This is a genomic window from Pseudoalteromonas sp. APC 3358 (assembly GCF_030408075.1).
Taxonomy (GTDB): domain Bacteria; phylum Pseudomonadota; class Gammaproteobacteria; order Enterobacterales; family Alteromonadaceae; genus Pseudoalteromonas; species Pseudoalteromonas arctica.
Genome location: NZ_JASDCE010000001.1, coordinates 376,260 through 394,994 on the forward strand (window position 1 = coordinate 376,260; position 18,735 = coordinate 394,994).

Annotated in this window: 14 protein-coding genes; 9 read left to right on the plus strand and 5 right to left on the minus strand. The window is 37.5% G+C overall.

The window, feature by feature from the left end; all coding sequences use genetic code 11:
• Positions 1-94 precede the first annotated feature (94 nt).
• From QL995_RS01700 to QL995_RS01720, 5 genes are all read left to right on the plus strand, one after another.
• Positions 95-838 carry a siderophore-interacting protein gene (locus QL995_RS01700; protein ID WP_290292058.1) on the plus strand — a complete coding sequence of 248 codons (744 nt, stop codon included), beginning with the start codon at positions 95-97 and terminating at the stop codon, positions 836-838.
• A gap of 141 nt (positions 839-979) precedes the next feature.
• Complete coding sequence (locus QL995_RS01705; protein ID WP_290292060.1) at positions 980-1,969, plus strand: LLM class flavin-dependent oxidoreductase; 990 nt, start codon at positions 980-982, stop codon at positions 1,967-1,969.
• 282 nt (positions 1,970-2,251) lie between these two features.
• A complete protein-coding gene (locus QL995_RS01710; protein WP_165725541.1) occupies positions 2,252-3,265 on the plus strand; it encodes a patatin family protein in 1,014 nt (337 codons plus the stop codon).
• Between the two features lie 419 nt (positions 3,266-3,684).
• Entirely contained in the window at positions 3,685-5,091 is a 1,407-nt protein-coding gene (locus QL995_RS01715; RefSeq protein ID WP_076924661.1) for an alanine/glycine:cation symporter family protein, read from the plus strand.
• A gap of 128 nt (positions 5,092-5,219) precedes the next feature.
• Positions 5,220-6,242, plus strand: a complete 1,023-nt coding sequence (locus QL995_RS01720; RefSeq protein WP_169044010.1) for a patatin-like phospholipase family protein — start codon at positions 5,220-5,222, stop codon at positions 6,240-6,242.
• 68 nt (positions 6,243-6,310) lie between these two features.
• Here QL995_RS01720 and QL995_RS01725 read toward each other — a convergent pair whose 3' ends face one another.
• Together QL995_RS01725 and QL995_RS01730 are read right to left on the minus strand one after the other, a co-directional pair.
• A complete protein-coding gene (locus tag QL995_RS01725) occupies positions 6,311-6,610 on the minus strand; it encodes a hypothetical protein (protein ID WP_169044011.1) in 300 nt (99 codons plus the stop codon).
• 364 nt (positions 6,611-6,974) lie between these two features.
• Positions 6,975-7,538 (minus strand): YSC84-related protein, encoded by a 564-nt coding sequence (locus tag QL995_RS01730; RefSeq protein ID WP_007583197.1) that lies wholly within the window; start codon positions 7,536-7,538, stop codon positions 6,975-6,977.
• A 149-nt stretch (positions 7,539-7,687) separates the two neighbouring features.
• On the opposite strand from QL995_RS01730, the gene QL995_RS01735 reads away from it, so the two are divergent.
• On the plus strand, positions 7,688-8,899 hold the full coding sequence (locus tag QL995_RS01735; RefSeq protein ID WP_007583195.1) for a tyrosine-type recombinase/integrase: 1,212 nt from the start codon (positions 7,688-7,690) through the stop codon (positions 8,897-8,899).
• A complete protein-coding gene (locus tag QL995_RS01740; RefSeq protein ID WP_002962135.1) occupies positions 8,899-10,092 on the plus strand; it encodes a cation:proton antiporter in 1,194 nt (397 codons plus the stop codon). The genes QL995_RS01735 and QL995_RS01740 overlap by 1 nt, the downstream gene beginning before the upstream one ends.
• A gap of 186 nt (positions 10,093-10,278) precedes the next feature.
• On the opposite strand, the gene QL995_RS01745 is transcribed toward QL995_RS01740, so the two are convergent.
• Positions 10,279-13,326, minus strand: coding sequence for an FAD-binding and (Fe-S)-binding domain-containing protein (locus QL995_RS01745; protein ID WP_290292075.1), 3,048 nt, complete (start codon positions 13,324-13,326; stop codon positions 10,279-10,281).
• Positions 13,327-13,471: 145 nt separating this feature from the next.
• Between QL995_RS01745 and QL995_RS01750 the strand changes: the two genes are divergently transcribed.
• Entirely contained in the window at positions 13,472-13,681 is a 210-nt protein-coding gene (locus QL995_RS01750; protein ID WP_024609073.1) for a PGPGW domain-containing protein, read from the plus strand.
• 68 nt (positions 13,682-13,749) lie between these two features.
• Here QL995_RS01750 and ppsA read toward each other — a convergent pair whose 3' ends face one another.
• A complete protein-coding gene (gene ppsA / locus QL995_RS01755) occupies positions 13,750-16,125 on the minus strand; it encodes a phosphoenolpyruvate synthase (protein WP_007583187.1) in 2,376 nt (791 codons plus the stop codon).
• A 157-nt stretch (positions 16,126-16,282) separates the two neighbouring features.
• On the opposite strand from ppsA, the gene QL995_RS01760 reads away from it, so the two are divergent.
• Complete coding sequence (locus QL995_RS01760) at positions 16,283-17,092, plus strand: pyruvate, water dikinase regulatory protein (protein ID WP_007583184.1); 810 nt, start codon at positions 16,283-16,285, stop codon at positions 17,090-17,092.
• Between the two features lie 59 nt (positions 17,093-17,151).
• On the opposite strand, the gene QL995_RS01765 is transcribed toward QL995_RS01760, so the two are convergent.
• On the minus strand, positions 17,152-18,501 hold the full coding sequence (locus QL995_RS01765) for a class II 3-deoxy-7-phosphoheptulonate synthase (RefSeq protein ID WP_008167282.1): 1,350 nt from the start codon (positions 18,499-18,501) through the stop codon (positions 17,152-17,154).
• Between the last annotated feature and the right edge of the window lie 234 nt (positions 18,502-18,735).

The window sequence follows — 18,735 nt, forward strand, 5'->3', positions numbered from 1 at the left end:
TTAACAACGTTATAGTGCAATTTAATTCGTTAAATTGATCAAAGATTTATGCAGGTTGGAATTAAAGTCTAAGTTTTGTAAAACGAGGTAATACATGAGTAAACAAGTTCGCAAAGCCAACGTATTAAGTACACAGCAAATCACACCCCACCTACAGCGTATTGTTGTAGGCTCTGATGATTTTAAAGACTTAACCTCACAGTACATTGGTAACTATGTAAAAGTACTATTTCCAAAAAATGGTGAAGTAGATTTTAACTTAAAAACAGCCTGTATACGGTCATATACAATAAGGCATGTAGATGCACAAACAGGCGCGCTAACGCTTGATTTTGTTATAAATATGCACCAAGGCCCTGCAACTGACTGGGCTAAAATTGCAAAAGTAGGCGACGAGCTAGGTATTGCAGGACCAGGCCCTAAAAAGCTAGATAATTATGAGCATTCGCATTATGTATTACTAGGCGATTTAACATCGGTAAATGCAATAAAAGGGTATGCGCAGCAATTACCTTTAACTTCAAAAATTGATGCCTTTGTACATGTACCCACCGAAAAAGACATTATTGATTTAGAAACAAGCCGCAATGTTAATTGGCTTGTTACCGACAACGCTGACGAAGCGCTACTTAGCGCGCTTCAAAATTTGCACATTACAGCAGAGCCTCCCATTGTATTTATGGCATTGGAAGCTGGGCTTGTACGTAGGGCAAAAACACTGCTAACAGAGCAATTTAATATACCGCGCAGTAATATTGTTTCCTCAGGTTATTGGAAAAAAGGCGTAGACTCAGAAGGCTATAAAAAGCAGCGCCAACGTGATGCACAGCTTGCCTGAATACCTTAGAGCAAAATAACATATACCTATTTTGCTTTAATACCTCTGCGTAACTTGAATTGAGCTAATAGCAGACCCATTTAAGTGTTTTATGCTAATGATGTAATCCATTATTAGCATGCATTTTTAGGAGCTGCTATTTTGTTAAATTCCATTCCTTTTTCGTTATTAGAACTTGCCCCCATGATCAAAGGGGATAGTGTTACTAACACTCTTCATAAAAGTACTAAATACGCCCAACGTGCAGATGAACTTGGCTTTAACCGTTTTTGGCTTGCTGAGCATCATAATATGCCAGGTATAATTTGTGCTGCCACTTCTATTTTGGTTGGACACATTGCAGGTAATACCAAAAAGATACGCGTTGGATCGGGCGGTATTATGCTGCCAAACCACTCCCCATTAGTTGTTGCTGAACAATTTGGTACGTTAGAGAGCTTATATCCAGGGCGAATAGATTTAGGACTAGGGCGTGCCCCCGGCAGTGACCAAGTAACGAGTCGTGCACTAAATAACGATATGAGCCGCGCAGAAAACTTCCTAGGTGAAGTAACTGAGCTGCAAACATTGTTAGGTCCTTACAATGGCACGCATGCTATACGTGCTATACCGGGTGAGAACACAAACGTTCCTATTTGGTTATTAGGCTCGAGTTTATTTAGCGCGCAGCTAGCGGCGCAAAAAGGGCTACCATATGTATTTGCAGGACATTTTGCACCGCGCTTCGTGCACGATGCAATAGCGTTGTATAAGCGCGAATTTAAGGCATCAAGCGACCTTGATAAGCCATACGTCATGCTTGCACTGCCTTTAGTGGCAGCAGACACCGACGATGAAGCGCAATACCTGTCGACTACTTCTAAGCAACGTGTGCTCGAACTCATACGTGGTAACGAGCTGTGGCTAAAACCACCTGTTGAAAGCATGGATGGGTTGTGGAGCGAACAAGAACGCGCTCATGTAGAGAACTTTTTAAGTCTAAGCGTAGTAGGCGGACATGTAAGTATTAAACACAAGTTAGAGATGATAGCGAAACAACTAGAAGTTGATGAGTTTATATTTACCAATGATGTATTCGATAGTGAAAACCGCCACCGTGCACTCGAAATTTTAATGGAAATAAAACACTAAAATATAGTTAGTTAAGCAAGCGTACACTCTGGGCTTGTTAACATACAGACATCATCAAAAGTTAAACTTTTTTAACTCATTTTATTAACTTTAAGTGATGTCTGTATTTGTTATTTAAATATTCAAAGTAAATTTGATTGCTATTTTTAGTATATATTTTGCTTTACATACCGTTCTGTTTTTTCAATCGAACTGATTTAAACAATCAATTTTAAGATATCACTTTTATTTTTTATAATGTACGTATTAAACCAAACATCATTAAATAAAGGTAGGTTCACCGTGAAGTCTCTAAATAGCGCAACAGCTAATTCAGTTAACAAAACAGCGCAACCAAAAGTTGCACTGATTGCTGAAGGTGGCGGGCAGCGAGGGATCTTTACAGCTGGCGTACTTGATGCGTGGTTAGAGCAAGAATATGACCCATTCGATTTATTCATTGGCACCTCTGCAGGTTCGCAAAACTTAACTAGTTACTTAGCGCGTCAAAAAGGCTATGCAAAACGCCTAATTAGAGGGCTTTCGCGTAACAAACGTTTTTTTCAGCTTGGTCGCGGATTAGTGGGTAAACACATAGTTGATTTAGATTGGTACTTTGACAAAACTACTGAGGTAAAAAGAGCCATAGATTTTAAAACAGCTAAAACGAGTTTAGGCGCGCGTGAGCTACTTATAACAGCCACTAATGCACGAGACAGAAAAGCATATTACCTATCACCTACGGGTGAGAGTGGCCAATGGCGTGATTTGTTAAAGGCTTCTAGCGCACTCCCGTTTTTATACAAACAAGGTGTAAAATTAACACCTTGGTTAAACGCAAAAGCAGCTAACGAAATACACCTTGCTGAAGAGCAAGTACAGAGCGATTTTTACCTAGACGGCGGTTTAGCCGCTCCATTACCAGTGCGTGAAGCTTACAACCGAGGCGCTCGTAAAATTGTTGTAATAAGAACGGTTGACGCTAATTTTCAAGCGCAATCTGCATGGGTACAAAAGCTAAGATCATTTGCTATAGCATCAGGCTATTGTCCAAAAACATTGGACTACTTAATACAGCATGAGAAAGCGTATTTAGATGAGCTTGAGTTTATTGCAAACCCACCAAGTGATGTAGAAATAATACAAATTTTTGCAGACGAAAAACTGCATAGCAAATTATTAGGTAGTTCAAATAACGATTTACGTTTTGATCATAAATTAGGCTTAGATGCCGGTCGCTCATACTTAGCAATGCAAAATTTACAGATTAACAGCAACAACCATTACAGTGCACCTACACAATACAGCTATAACTAATTAAATATAATTACAAAAAAGCGCATAACTTTATGCGCTATTTTTTTGCCATTCTTAATCCTCATTACGCCTCATATAAACCTTACTGCATCAAAATAAAAACTATTGCATCCCGCACCTATGCGCAAAATAAAATACTGAATCTTAAAAAGATATTATTGATTTTTTAACTAATCAATATAAAGTGTAGGTGTGATTTATTATTCATATTTATAGAAATAAAATTCAATGTTGAATGTGCTTACTTACAGATTATTAAACACCAATACACACTTCACTATCGGGTAAAGCCAAACTTAAACACTATTATGTTTAACGCATAATGAGCTGCTGGAGTTTTAAAGTTGAGTAGCGCTACATGCAGAGTTTAAAGTCGGTGCTAACATAAAGTAAAAGTATAAAATAAAAAGGGATTAGTAATGTTCGATACCGTCGTCAAAAGTGTAAACAACCTTTTATGGGGAGAAGGTCAGGTACTTATTTATATACTTTTGTTTACAGGTATATGGTTTTCGGTACGACTAAAAGCAATTCAAATACTTAAATTTAAACATATGTTTAGCCTTTTAAAAGGAAGTAGCAAATGTAAAAAAGACGACATTTCGTCATTTCAAGCGTTGTGTACAGGGCTTTGCGCACGAGTAGGTACCGGTAATTTAGCCGGTGTGGCAGTGGCAATTTCACTTGGTGGCAGCGGCGCTATATTTTGGATGTGGGTAATAGCCATATTGGGTATGGCTACAGGCTTTGCTGAAAGCGTACTTGGGCAAGTATATAAAGTGCGCGATAGTGGCGGCGAATTTAGAGGCGGCCCTGCGTATTATATTCAACAAGGTTTGGGTAGCCGAGCATTCGCAATTGTGTTTGCTGCGTGTTTGTTTTTAGGTTACGGCTTTACGTTTAGCGCAATGCAAACGAACACAATTACCGACGCACTTAACTACGCGTTTGAAGTTCCTACATTTTATTCAGGTCTGGTTATTACCGTACTAGCAGGCTCAATTATACTCGGTGGCTTTAAAGCAATTGCCCGATTTGCAGAGCGTGTTGTGCCAATAATGGGCATTGTGTTTGTACTTGCGGCGGTAATTATTACGATTATAAATTTCACGCAAGTACCCGCCATGCTTAAAGATATATTTTTATCAGCGTTTGGTTTACAAGAAGCAGGCGCCGGTGCAATGGGCGCTGCGATTAAAAACGGTATTCAACGTGGTTTATATTCTAATGAGGCCGGTGCAGGTAGTGTGCCGCATGCTTCAGCAAGTGCCAGCCCAATTCCTAATCACCCTGTAACGCAAGGTTACATACAAATGCTAGGCGTATTTTTCGATACAATCGTACTGTGTAGCTGTACCGCTGTGATCATTTTATTGGCCGATATAGACATAAGCGGTGAAATGGAAGGCATTCGTTTAACACAAAGCGCGATGACTGCTCACTTAGCACAAGGTGGTGTTTATTTTGTCGCAGCTGCTATAACCTTATTTGCTTTTACATCGGTGGTGGCAAACTACGCCTATGCAGAGAGCAACTTGCACTTATTTAAGCTCGACAACAAAGTAGGGCGCGGCATTTACACTTTGCTTTATTTATCAATGATGTTGTGGGGCGCATCGGCCACATTAAAAGAAGTCTGGGATTTAGCCGATATTGCCTTAGGGTTAATGACAGTGGTTAACGTTATCGCTATTATACTGTTAACGCCGACTATTTTGTCTGTCACGAGCGATTACCACGCACAAAGAGACAAAGGTTTAGAGCCCGAATTTAAAGTAAAAGATGTAAAAGTACAGGGCAAATGCGAAGACGGCATTTGGGACTAATTCAGCACACTTAACTATAAAAAGCGGTTTTATGGCAACATAAAACCGCTCTTTACTTTGCATAAATATTCACTTTTAGTGTTGCAAAAATAACAGAAGCAACCAAAATAAAAGGCACAATTTTTTAGATGATCGAGATTCACGCAGGGAAAACAGCGGCTAAAATTATTAACGAACAGGGCTTTAAACCTGAACTTTTCACCTCTTTTTTAGGTGCAAGTGGCGGTCCTAAATGGTTTACATTATTTGGCTTAGATAAATATATTTTTGGTGAATTTTTTAAAAACCGCACCCAACCACTTAATTTAATTGGCTCATCTGCTGGCGCTTTTCGCTCTGCGTGTTTTGCACAAAACGATCCCGTTTCTGCCATTGAGCGATTAGCAAAATCGTATTCGCAAACTAGGTACTCAAGTAATAAACCAACACCAAATGAAATAACAATAAAAGCGCGCGCATTGCTTGAAGATGTTTTTGGCGATAACGGCGTAACCGAAATTATAAATAACCCAATATTTAAAGCGCACTTTATTGTCGCAAAATCGAATGGCTTTATTGCCAGCGAAAATAAATTAATACAGTTAATGGGTTTATCAAAAAGTTACATGCTTAACCGCGTTAACCGAAAATTATTAGGCTCGCAGTATGAGCGTTTTATATTTGGCCCAGCAACAAGTGACTTATCAATTACCGATACCTACAATTTTAAAACGCAAAACATAGCGCTTACTCAACATAATTTAAAAGACGCGTTACTTGCATCGGGTTCAATACCGCTTGTTATGCAAGGCATAAAAAATATTGCAGGCTCGCCGCAAGGAATATATCGCGATGGAGGAATAATTGATTACCACTTTGATTTAAAAATTAATAACCCAGGCTTAATTTTATATCCGCACTTTAATAGTGAACCAAAAGCAGGGTGGTTCGATAAAAATTTAAAACGCAAAGTATCACCACTTAATTACGATAACGTTGTGATGATTACTCCATCAAAAGAATTTATAGCCGGCTTGCCTTACGGGAAAATTCCAGACAGAAACGACTTTACCGAGCTCGATGCAGACACGCGTATAAAATATTGGAATACCGTGTTTAGTGAAACTGAAAAGTTAGCTGAGGCGTTTGATAAAAAGTTAAACGACAAATAAATATAAAATAGACTATACAGATAAACTATTATTTTAGAAATCAATGAAAAGTTGGATGCCTTAATATATTAAGGCACAGATATATGTATAGATAAAAGTTCTTTTAAAACCGGAATATTATCTCTAATCCAATTTAAGTTTTCGGAAATATTCTTGCTAGTATCCACATCCATGATTAAAGAACCATTTTTATAAGGAGCTCCTCTATATCCACGAATTGCGACAAATCGTTTATGAAAATCATCTAATAAGTCATAAACACCAGAAGACTTTGGGAAAAGGAAAAATGAAGAGTTATAGCTTGTATTGAAATCATTAAATGTTTCTTGTTTGACTGTATTTTCCAGAGTTTCTTTGTAGAGCTTCATCGTAGTATCAAATACATCAAATCTTTTGTTGAAAAGATCTAGCTTAAGTTTGTGATGCTCGACATCATATTTTAATTTATTAATATTGTATTGTTTAAAAGAAATATAGCCTACTAGTGTGGGGACTATTATGAGAGAAACGTTTCGAAGTATTTCAAGGTAATAGTTAAAATCACACAATATAGATCAGCCTTAAAGGATTAATAATATTCTGAGTATAAGTGACACTAGAGGACATAGTAAATAGTTTATTTTTAATGGTACAGCCTTAGCTCATAAATTACGTTATGTTAAATTGCGTGGTTTTTAATAAAGCGAGCGTGATTATACAAACCAGCTCGCTTTTAGGAGAGTAATTTGGTGGTTAATTAAGCTCTGAATCAACCCAAAACTTAGTTCCTTTTAATACAGCTTGTAGTGCAAGGCCATTTTCGGTTACAGAATATACAGTAACTTGATCTGCAATCGCTTCGGCAACCAGTGCACCGCCTTTATCTTCATATTTTGCTGCTGCATCAGCGTTTCCGCCAAATGCCCAACCATGTTCAATAAATCTATTTAGTGCAGCTTGGTTATGAAAAACCATTACAACGTTAAAATCTTTAACGCCTAAGCCAAGTCCTAAACCGGCTTCGCCCATATTCATGTAAGTCGATTTACCTGTGAGATTATTTCTAACAACACCGTAACCACCGCCAAAGCTAGCAAGCACTACATTTACATTCGCATTATCGAATACAGCATAACCAGCAGAGTTAGCAATTTGTTTTTTAACATCAGGTTTTTCAGCGTATAATTTATCTAATGTGTTTGCTTTCATACTTTGTACAAGTGAACGTTTTTCGCTTGGTGATGCACTACCTGTAGTAGCACACCCAGTTAACGCAACTGTTAAAGCAAGTACGCTTAGTATAATTAGTTTTTTCATAATGTTTTCCTTAATAAGATATAGCAACCAACAACCATAGAATAATCACGGTATTAAAATAATTAGAGCTTTACTATGTCCAATACTAGACAGTATCGGACTTTAACGTTATTCTGTAAGTCTATTATTTAATTGAATATTTATACATTATGCTTGTTGCTTTGGTTGATACGTTAAAACAATTAAGATATCAAATTGCCCATCTGGATGACGGTACTCTCAATTCAGAATACCCAGAACTTGCATCCTTTATACAGGAAATTGGCTTGACTGTAACTGAATCAAAAGCTGATCTGACATTCTTGTATCAGTTTTTATATGTTTATGGCCGAAAGTCAGAAGCCACTTATAGTCGTTTTCGAAATGAGCTTGAACGCTTTTATTTATGGTCGTGGTTAATAGCAGAAAAATCAGTATTCGATTTAAAACGCGAAGATATTGAAGCTTACGTTGATTTTATGGTCGAACCCGATAAAGCATGGGCTGCAACTTCAGTGCAATGGCGTTATAAAGATGAACAAGGAATTCGTCGATTAAACCAAAATTGGCGCCCTTTTATGCTTAAAGAATCCATTGCTAGTCAGCAAACTTTATCGTCTATGTTTACAGCATTAAATGTGTTTTATAAGTTTGCCTTACTAGAAGAAAAAACATTTGCTAACTTTGTCCCTGTTGTTAAAAAAAATAGTCCGTACTTAGTTGTTCAATCACAAATTCAAATTCCAGACACATTAAGCGATATTCAATGGGAATACGTTTTTGGTGTAACGCGTGATTTATGCGAACATAACCCTGATTTAGAGCGAAACTTATTTACGCTTGCCTGCTTAAAAGGTCTTTATTTACGAATTTCAGAATTATCTGAGCGCCCACAATGGTCGCCGGTGATGTCTCATTTTTGGCAAGATAATGATGGTTTTTGGTTTTTACGTATAATGGGAAAAGGTAATAAATTACGAGATGTAACCTTAAGCGATGATTTTGTTGAATATTTAAAACGTTATAGACTATACAGAGGTTTACCTGCCCTTCCCCGTGTTGATGAATCAGATCCTTTGGTTCATAAAATTCGCGGGCAAGGTGGTATGACCGTAAGGCAAATTAGGCGTTTAGTTCAACAAAGTTTTGATTATGCACAGCAATCATTACTCGATGATGGTTTTAAAGATGATGCTGAACAACTTGGCGCTGCAACTGCGCATTGGCTTCGTCATACTGGTGCAACTCATGATGCGCAAACCAGACCGCTCAAACATTTATCAGAAGATTTAGGTCATTCTAAAATTGCGACTACCGATCAAATTTATATTCAAACAAATATTAAAGAGCGAGCAAAGTCAGGACTTAAAAGGAAAATTTAATGGAGTATTTAGTAATAGCATTCATAGGCGGATTATTTTTAATTTATTCTTTAACACTTCGCCAGTTAGAAAAAACAGAAGTAACAGGCCCAATGTTTTTTGTTGTTGGCGGAATATGTTTAGCTTCAATGCTACCCAACGAAGGGCATAAAATAAAAGAAGGCGTTGATCTTTTATTACCATTTATAGAGCTTACGCTAAGTATTTTTTTATTTTCTGATGCAGCTAAATCAAAGTTGAGTGTATTAAGGCATAGTTTTCAGTATCCTAGTTTACTGTTGTTTGTTGCCCTACCCTTAACTTTATTACTCGGTATTGCTGTTGCTTTATTTTTCTTTGCTGAGCTTTCACTTATTCAAGCGGCTTTGCTCGCTATTATTTTAACGCCTACCGATGCAGCTTTAAGTAAAGGGCTATTAGCAAGTACACAAGTACCTGAAAAAATACGCGAAGGAATAAATACTGAAAGTGGTTTGAACGATGGATTATGCGTACCCATATTTTTAATATTTATATTACTCGCTAAAAATCCTGATTCAGCTATTACCGCAACACAAACATTAAGTGTGTTTGGACGAGAGCTTGGCTTGGCTTTATTAATAGCTATTACAAGTATTGCTGTTTTTATACCGAGTTTAAACTTTGCAATGAAACGTCATTACTTTGCACAAAATACCAGTCCATTTTTATTACTCGGTTTTGCAATGGCTGTATTTTCTGTCACTCAGTATTTTCATGGCAGTGGTTTTATTGCGGTGTTTATTGCAGGCTTATTATTTGATAAATTTTCGACCGAAGAAGTTAGAACAGAATTAATTGAAGACTCAGAGCACATAGCAGATTTCACATCGTTAATGATTTGGTGCTTGTTCGGGTTTGTTTGTGCTTACTTAGTTATTCCTAAATTAAATACTGAAATTATAATTTACGCTTTGTTAAGTACAACATTGATTAGAATAATTCCAGTTATGCTGTCTCTGCAGTTTACGGCATTGAGTATTAAAGAGCGTTTTACATTTGCGTGGTTTGGGCCAAGAGGATTAGCATCAATTGTTTTTACATTGATGGTGATAGATACGCAAATAGAAAACAAATATCAAATAGCGACAATAGCAATGACGACTATTCTGTTTAGTGTATTTATACATGGTATTAGCACTAAACCTATTGCCGATAGTTTTGTTAAAAAATAATTATTTAAACTAGGTAAATTAAGAATACGTATTAAAAAAGGCGTAACGGTTATTTTCATCACTGATGAAGTTAATCGTTGCGCCTTTTTGTATTTAATAAATAATTTACTAAATTTGTATTTAGATAAAACTATTTAAGTACCTCTTATATAAGTGATCTTATTTAAGTACTCTTATTTTATAAAGTTATTTAAGAACCTGTGCTAGTAATTCAATTGGGTGTTTTGGTTTAAACTTTTCAAAGCGTTTAACTTGGCTACGACAAGAAAATCCCGTAGATAAAAGTTGCTCAGGTTTATTTTTATCTACAATTGGTTTCCAGCTCATTTCGTAAAGCGCACGTGAGTTATCTTGATTTTGTGCTTCGTGGCCATAAGTTCCCGCCATTCCACAACAACCTGTATTTGTTGTTTTTAATGTTAAACCAATATCATTGAAAATTGTTTGCCATACATTTGCAGCTTTTGGCAGAGCAGTTGTTTCAGTACAATGACTCAGTAATGTAAATTCGGTATCTGTATTTTGTTTTGCGCTTAGTGATTTAAACGATTGTGTTTCTAGCCATTCATGGGCAAGTTGCACATTAAATTCACCACGGTTATTTTCTAAAATTGTATTATATTCATCGCGGTAACACATAACGAGTGACGCATCTAAACCGACTAACGGTGCATTAATATCATTTAATTTATTTAAAAACTCGGCTGCATTTTTAGCTGTAACTTTAAATTCATGTAAAAAACCTTTTACGTGTTGCGGTTTACCATTTGGTTTAAAAGGTAATAGCATTGGTTTTTTGCCAAGTTGGGTTATTAAAGTAATAAAACTTTCTACTAATTCCGCTTCGTAAAAGCTCGTAAATGGGTCTTGTACTATTAATACATATTTACTTTGTTGCTCTGCATTTAATTTATTTAATAAATCAAAATCAAATTTTTGTGTTTTAGTAACACGCTTTGAAAGTGCAGGAATACTCAACTGTGGTGTATCAACATAGCCAACCGTTTTTTTAATAACATTACTAACTAATGATGTTTTAACAATTGGATTTATAACTTTAGCGAACTTTGCCATTAATGGCGCGCTATTTTCTATGTTACCAACAAGGTAATCTTTTAGCGGACGTGCATAATAACTATGATAATAATTTAAAAAGCGCGAACGAAAAGTGGGTACATCTACTTTAATTGGGCATGCTGTTGTACATGCCTTACATGCTAAACATTCATCCATTGACGCTTTTACTTCGTGAGAAAAGTCGTAAATACCTTTTCGTTTTTCGCGGCTATGAACAAAACGTTCCCACCAGGTAATGACTTCACCTTTGTTAAGTTGCTTTTCTACTTCGAGCAAATCTACATTTTTTGACTCTTGTAGACGAAGCCATTCACGCATTAAACTTGCGCGTCCTTTTGGTGAATTACGGCGATCGCCAGTTACTTTATACGAAGGACACATAGGTGAATTTTCATCGTAATTAAAGCATATGCCATTACCATTACAGGTCATTGCATTGTTAAAACTGGTTTTAACTTCTATTGATATTTGCTTATCGAAGTGCGATCTCTTTTGTCCATCTACACTAACTAGTGAGTCTTCACTATCGATAGGAGTACATATTTTACCGGGGTTAATGCGATTGTTAGGATCGAAAGCTGTTTTTATTTTTCGAAGTTGCGTATATAAATGCTCACCAAAAAACTCAGGGCTATATTCACTACGGTAACCTTTACCGTGTTCTCCCCACATTAAACCACCGTACTTAGCGGTTAGTTTTACTACCTGATCTGAAATAGTTCTAAGTAGTTTTTCTTGTTCTGGGTCGCACATATCAAGTGCTGGGCGTACATGTAAAACCCCCGCATCAACATGGCCAAACATACCATACTGTAAATTATGACTGTCGAGTAATGCTCTAAATTCGACAATATAATCTGCTAAATTTTCAGGCGGTACAGCGGTGTCTTCTGCAAAGGCGAGCGGTTTTTGGCTGCCTTTTACATTACCTAATAAACCCACTGACTTTTTACGCATTGCGTAAATTTTTAGTATATCGCTTTTATCACTGGTTAACTGATAACCAATAACGCCATTAGTTTGATTTTTTACGCATTCATCTAGAAGCTTACAAAGCGTGTCTACTTTGTCTTTTATATCATCGTTTGATACTGCATTAAACTCGACCATGTTAAGGCCTTGCATATCTTTATTTGGTACGTCGGTTATTAAGTCCGATACTAAATTCCAAATGATATCTTCACGCGCTAAGTTTAAAACTTTGCTATCAACGGTTTCTACCGATGTTGCACGTGCATCGACTAAAAATGGTGAATGACGAAGTGCTGAGTCAAAACTATCATACTTAATATTAATAAGCGTTTTGAATTCGGCAATAGGCGTTAGGTTTAATTTTGCTTCAGTTACTATACCTAATGAGCCTTCTGAACCCGTTATTAGTCGGCTCATGTCAAAGGTAAGTAAGTCATCACTTAGTACATGCTCTAGGTCGTAGCCGGTTAAAAAACGATTTAACCGTGGAAACTTAGCTAAAATAGCAGCGCGTTCATTAACTGATATATCTAAAACTGTTTTATATAAACTACCAATTAGTGAGTCTTGATTCGCTATAATTTGTGCTTTGTCGATGTCTATTGGGGAGGTACACATAGGTGTGCCATCAACTAAATAAGTTGTTAGCCCTAAAACATGATCGCTCGTTTTACCGTAAACTAACGACCCTTGCCCCGATGCGTCAGTACTTATCATGCCACCAATAGTTGCCCTGTTACTGGTAGATAAATCGGGTGAGAAGAAAAAGCCATAAGGTTTTAAAAAGTCATTAAGTTGATCTTTTATTACGCCGGTTTGAACGCGTACCCAGCCTTCTTCTACATTTATTTCGAGGATTTCGCGCATATAGCGAGACAAATCTACAACAATACCAGGTGTTAACGATTGTCCGTTAGTGCCTGTTCCACCGCCACGAGGACCAAAAGTTAATGATAAAAACGGGTCGCGAGATGCTGTTTGCAATGCGAGCTGAATATCTTTTTCACTTTTTGGAAAAATAACACCTTGCGGTATTTGCTGATACACACTGTTATCGGTTGAAGCGGTAATACGCGTTGCATAACTTGCGTCGGTGTCTCCGGTAAAACCTTGGTTTGCAATGGTATTTAGGTAGTTTGCGACAAGTTCTGTCGCGGCATCTTGCTGTGTAATTGTTGCTATCATGACGGCGATATTTTAGGGCATTTGACTAATTATATCATGGTGATGGCGAATAGAAATTGAAGATTTTACAGTTTGTAACACTCTTTTAGTCGATTTTAATGCAGCTTAAATTATACTCAAGTTAACAAGTAATGAGGTGTGTTATATGAAAAAATTACTATTACAGATCAGTGGCGTGTTATTTATTTTGCTAGGATTATTTTTTGCGGTTGTACCTGGTCCTTCACTTATATTTTTTATGGCGGGTTTATTGTGTTTTTCGTTTTACTATCCTAAAGCGCGACATTACTTATCATTTTGTCAAAAGGCGTTAACTAAATCATGTGCTTATTTAGATAAAAAATTAGCCCGTTAATTCACTTTTAATTGAGCATAAAAAATGCCAGCAATACATGACTGGCATTTTTATAGCTTACCTATTTATTACTTTGCTAATTTTTTAGCTAGGTATAACCATGTTTCTATTACTGTATCTGGATTTAGTGAAACAGAGTCAATACCCTGCTCTACTAACCATGCTGCAAAGTCTTCATGATCTGAAGGACCTTGGCCACAAATACCTACGTACTTTCCTTTTGCTTTAGCTGTTTTAATTGCCATAGAAAGTAGCTTTTTAATTGCAGGGTCACGCTCATCAAATAAATGTGCGATTAAACCAGAATCACGGTCAAGACCAAGCGTTAACTGTGTTAAATCGTTAGAGCCGATAGAAAAACCATCAAACATTTCTAAAAATTCATCTGCAAGTAATGCATTTGAAGGTAGCTCACACATCATGATTACTTTAAGACCATTATCGCCGCGTTTAAGGCCATGCTCTTCTAGTAATTCAATTACGCGTTTACCTTCTTCAAGGGTACGTACGAATGGGATCATGATTTCTATGTTAGCCATATCCATGTCGTTTCTTACGCGTTTTATAGCTTCACATTCTAGTGCAAAACAATCGCGGAAGTCTTCAGAGATATAACGTGCGGCACCACGAAAACCAATCATTGGGTTTTCTTCTTCTGGCTCGTATTGCTGACCGCCAACTAGGTTTGCGTATTCGTTAGATTTAAAATCAGACATACGAACAATTACACGCTCTGGTGCAAATGCACACCCTAGAGTAGAAATACCTTCAACCAGTTTTGTTATGTAAAACTCTACTGGTGATTCGTAACCGGCAATCATGTCAGTAATTTCTGCTTTTAATGCATCTGTTTGAGCATCAAAATTTAATAACGCTTTAGGATGAACGCCAATCATACGGTTGATAATAAATTCAACTCGCGCAAGGCCAACACCTGCATGCGGTAAGCGTGCAAAGTCAAATGCACGATCGGGGTTACCCACGTTCATCATAACTTTCATTGGTAGTTCTGGCATTTTATCAACGCGTGACGTTAGTATTTCAAAATCTAAAATACCTTCGTAAATAAAGCCGGTATCGCCTTCGGCGCACGATACTGTTACTTCTTGGCCCGCTTTAATTAAATCAGTTGCGTTGCCACAGCCTACCACTGCCGGAATACCAAGTTCGCGTGCAATGATTGCCGCGTGACACGTACGTCCACCACGATTTGTAACAATCGCTGCTGCACGTTTCATGATTGGTTCCCAATCAGGGTCGGTCATATCGGTAACTAAAATATCGCCTACTTGTACCTGATCCATTTCTTTGATTGAATCAAGAACACGAACAACACCGCTACCAATTTTATGACCAATTGCACGGCCTTCAACAACAACGTTGCTTGTACCATTTAATTGAAAGCGTTCCATTACGTTAGAGTCTTCGTTTGAGCGTACAGTTTCTGGACGTGCTTGAACTATATATAGTTTGCCGTCGTTACCGTCTTTTGCCCATTCGATGTCCATAGGACGACCGTAATGTTTTTCGATGATTACAGCTTGCTTGGCAAGTTCTTGCACTTCTTCATCTGTAATCGAAAATTTATTTGAAAGCTCAGGGGCAACATCAACGATGTCTACTTGCTTACCGTGTGCTTTATCTTCTGAGTAAATCATTTGAATGGCTTTAGAACCAATGTTACGACGTACTACTGAAGGTTTATTTTTAAGGAGTGTTGGTTTATGAACATAAAACTCATCAGGGTTAACTGCGCCCTGTACAACCATTTCACCTAAGCCGTAGCTTGATGTAATAAATACAACGTCTTCAAAACCAGACTCTGTATCAATGCTAAACATTACGCCAGATGCTGATTTATCTGAACGTACCATGCGCTGAATACCAGCCGATAACGCCACACCACGGTGATCGTAACCTTGGTGAACTCGATATGAGATTGCACGGTCGTTAAATAATGAAGCAAATACGTGTTTAATAGCGACCATGACTGAATCAATACCAACAACGTTAAGGAAAGTTTCTTGCTGGCCTGCGAATGATGCATCTGGCATATCTTCAGCGGTAGCTGATGAACGTACTGCGAATGATACATCTGCTGCAGTATCGCCATGAAGTTGGCTATATGCGTCGCGAATGGCTTGATCTAGGTTTGGTTGGAATGGTGTGTCGATTATCCATTGGCGGATATCGGCACCGACTTTAGCGAGTGTATTTACATCATCAACATCGAGTGTATCTAGAATGTTGTGAATTTTTGCTGTGAGTCCTGATTGATCTAAAAACTCATTAAAAGCATCTGCGGTAGTTGCGAAACCACCCGGTACTTGTACACCAGCGTTTGCTAGGTTTGAAATCATTTCGCCAAGTGAAGCGTTTTTACCGCCAACTCGAGGAACATCTTGCATACCAAGCTCTTGATACCAGAGAACGTATTCTTGCACGGATCTTTCTCCAAAAAAAACAAATTGTAGGTCTAACTGTGAGAGTTAAGAAAGAAAACCTTTTATAAAGGTCATCATCATTCTACACTGGCAATAGTCCTCACGTAAACCGTGAGAAACCCATTTTAGGGATTTAAACGCAATAAAAAGGTTAATTATGAGAACTGCTTTTTATATATCAGATGGAACCGCTATTACTTCAGAGGTGTTTGGGCATGCGACTTTGTCGTTGTTTCCTATCGATTTTAATCATAAAACAATTCCATTTGTAGAAACTGAAGAAAAAGCGCACGAAATTAAAGCATTAATTAATGCAACCGCTGCAAAAACAGGCGAAAAGCCATTTGTTTTTTTTACTTTTGTTAACCACAATTTAAGTGAAATTATAAAATCGGCTGATGCAGTCACGTATGACTTTTTAACTACATATAGCGAAAAAATTGAAAAAGAACTCAATGTAGCCCCAGTTCCTAAAATGCATCGTACGCATTCTATCCACGAAAAAAGTTATGATTTTAGAATTGATGCCGTTAATTATGCTCTTATGAATGATGATGGCGGAAATATTAAAAACTTTTCTGAAGCAGACATCATTTTAATTGGTGTTAGTAGAAGTGGTAAAACACCCACAAGCTTATACTTAGCACTGCAGTACGGCATTAAAGCGGCTAACTACCCTATTACAGAAGAAGATTTAGACAATGAAGGTTTGCCTAAGTGTTTAGTCCCTTATAAACATAAGTTATTTGGACTTACGATTGACCCTGAGAGACTTGCGGCTATTAGGCATCGACGTATGGCGAACTCTAAGTATGCTTCAATTAAACAGTGTCGTATTGAGGTTCGCGAAGTGGAAATGTTGTATAAGCGTCATAAAATTGCTTACTTTAATTCTACGCATCATTCTGTTGAAGAAATATCTGCAAAAATATTGATAGAAACAGACTTGGAGCGACGTAAGTACTAACTTACTCATCAAAGAAATAAAAAAACCGCAACTAAGCGGTTTTTTTGTATCAATAAATATTATTTACGTGCGTCTTTTAGTAAATCAGCTACTAAAAAGCCTAACTCTAATACTTGGTCGGCATTAAGGCGTGGATCACACTGCGTTTTGTAACGCTGTGCTAGGTCATCGTCAGATAAACCGTAAGCACCGCCAGTACACTCTGTAACGTGCTGGCCTGTCATTTCTAGGTGAACACCACCTGCGTATGAACCTTCAGCTTTGTGTACAGCGAAGAACTGACTGATCTCGCGCATAATATTGTCGAAGTTACGTGTTTTGTAACCTGATGTCGCTTTTTCAGTGTTACCGTGCATTGGATCTGAGCTCCAAATTACTTTACGGCCTTCTTGTTGAACTCTTCTTACTAGTGCTGGAAGTTTTTCAGGAAGTATATCTGCACCCATACGCGTAATTAGCGTTAAACGACCAGGAATGTTATCTGGGTTTAATGCATCAATTAAACGAATTAGGTCATCTGGGTCCATACCTGGGCCAACTTTAACACCAATTGGGTTTTTAATGCCTTTGAAAAACTCAATATGTGCATGATCTAGTTGACGAGTACGTTCACCAATCCAAACAAAGTGAGCAGAACAATCGTACCAATCACCAGATAAGTGGTCGCGACGAGTAAGCGCCTCTTCGTAACCAAGTAGTAACGCTTCGTGAGAAGTGTATAAATCGGTTTCTTTTAAGCTTGGCGCAATTGTAGAGTTAATTCCGCACACTTCCATAAACTCTAGTGCGTCTTGAATTTTATCAGCAAGCTGTTGGTATTTTTCTTTAAGTGGATTTGCAGCAACAAAGCCCATGTTCCAACGGTTTACCTGGTGAAGATCGGCAAGACCACCTTGTGCAAAAGCACGTAATAAGTTTAACGTAGCGGCACTATGATGGTATGCAGTCATTAAGCGTTGTGGATCGGGTATACGTGCTTCTTCTGTAAACTCGATATTATTAATAATGTCGCCACGGTAAGATGGTAAAGACACGCCATTAATTGTTTCTAAGTCTGCTGAACGAGGTTTAGCGTATTGACCAGCCATGCGCGCTATTTTAACTACAGGGCATTTACCGCCGTAAGTTAATACAACAGCCATCTGTAAGATTGTTTTGAATGTATCGCGAATGTTAGCGGCATTAAAATCGCTAAATGATTCTGCACAGTCACCACCTTGAAGTAAAAAAGCACGCCCTTCGCACACATCTTCAAGTTGTTTGAATAGGCTTCTTGTTTCTTCAGCAAAAACTAAAGGTGGTGCCGTTTTTAATTGGCTTTCTACTGATTTAAGTATTTCTTGATCCGGGTACTGTGGCTGCTGCAGTATTGGCAGCTCTCTCCAGCTATTTGGGTTCCACGATTGCATAATTTTTCCTCATTCCTACATTACCTGATAAGAAGAAATTAACGTATGCAGGCCCCTATGTTCAAGGACTAAATTCACTATTTTCCAATTATTTAGTTATGAGTTAAGTATAATAGTAATCTTACTTAACCTAGGTGGTTATATAACATACACTTTAGTTTTATTTCGAAGAAACTAAAGTGTTTAAATACATGAGTTTAGAGCTAACTATTTACAATTTTAACGCATTGAGAA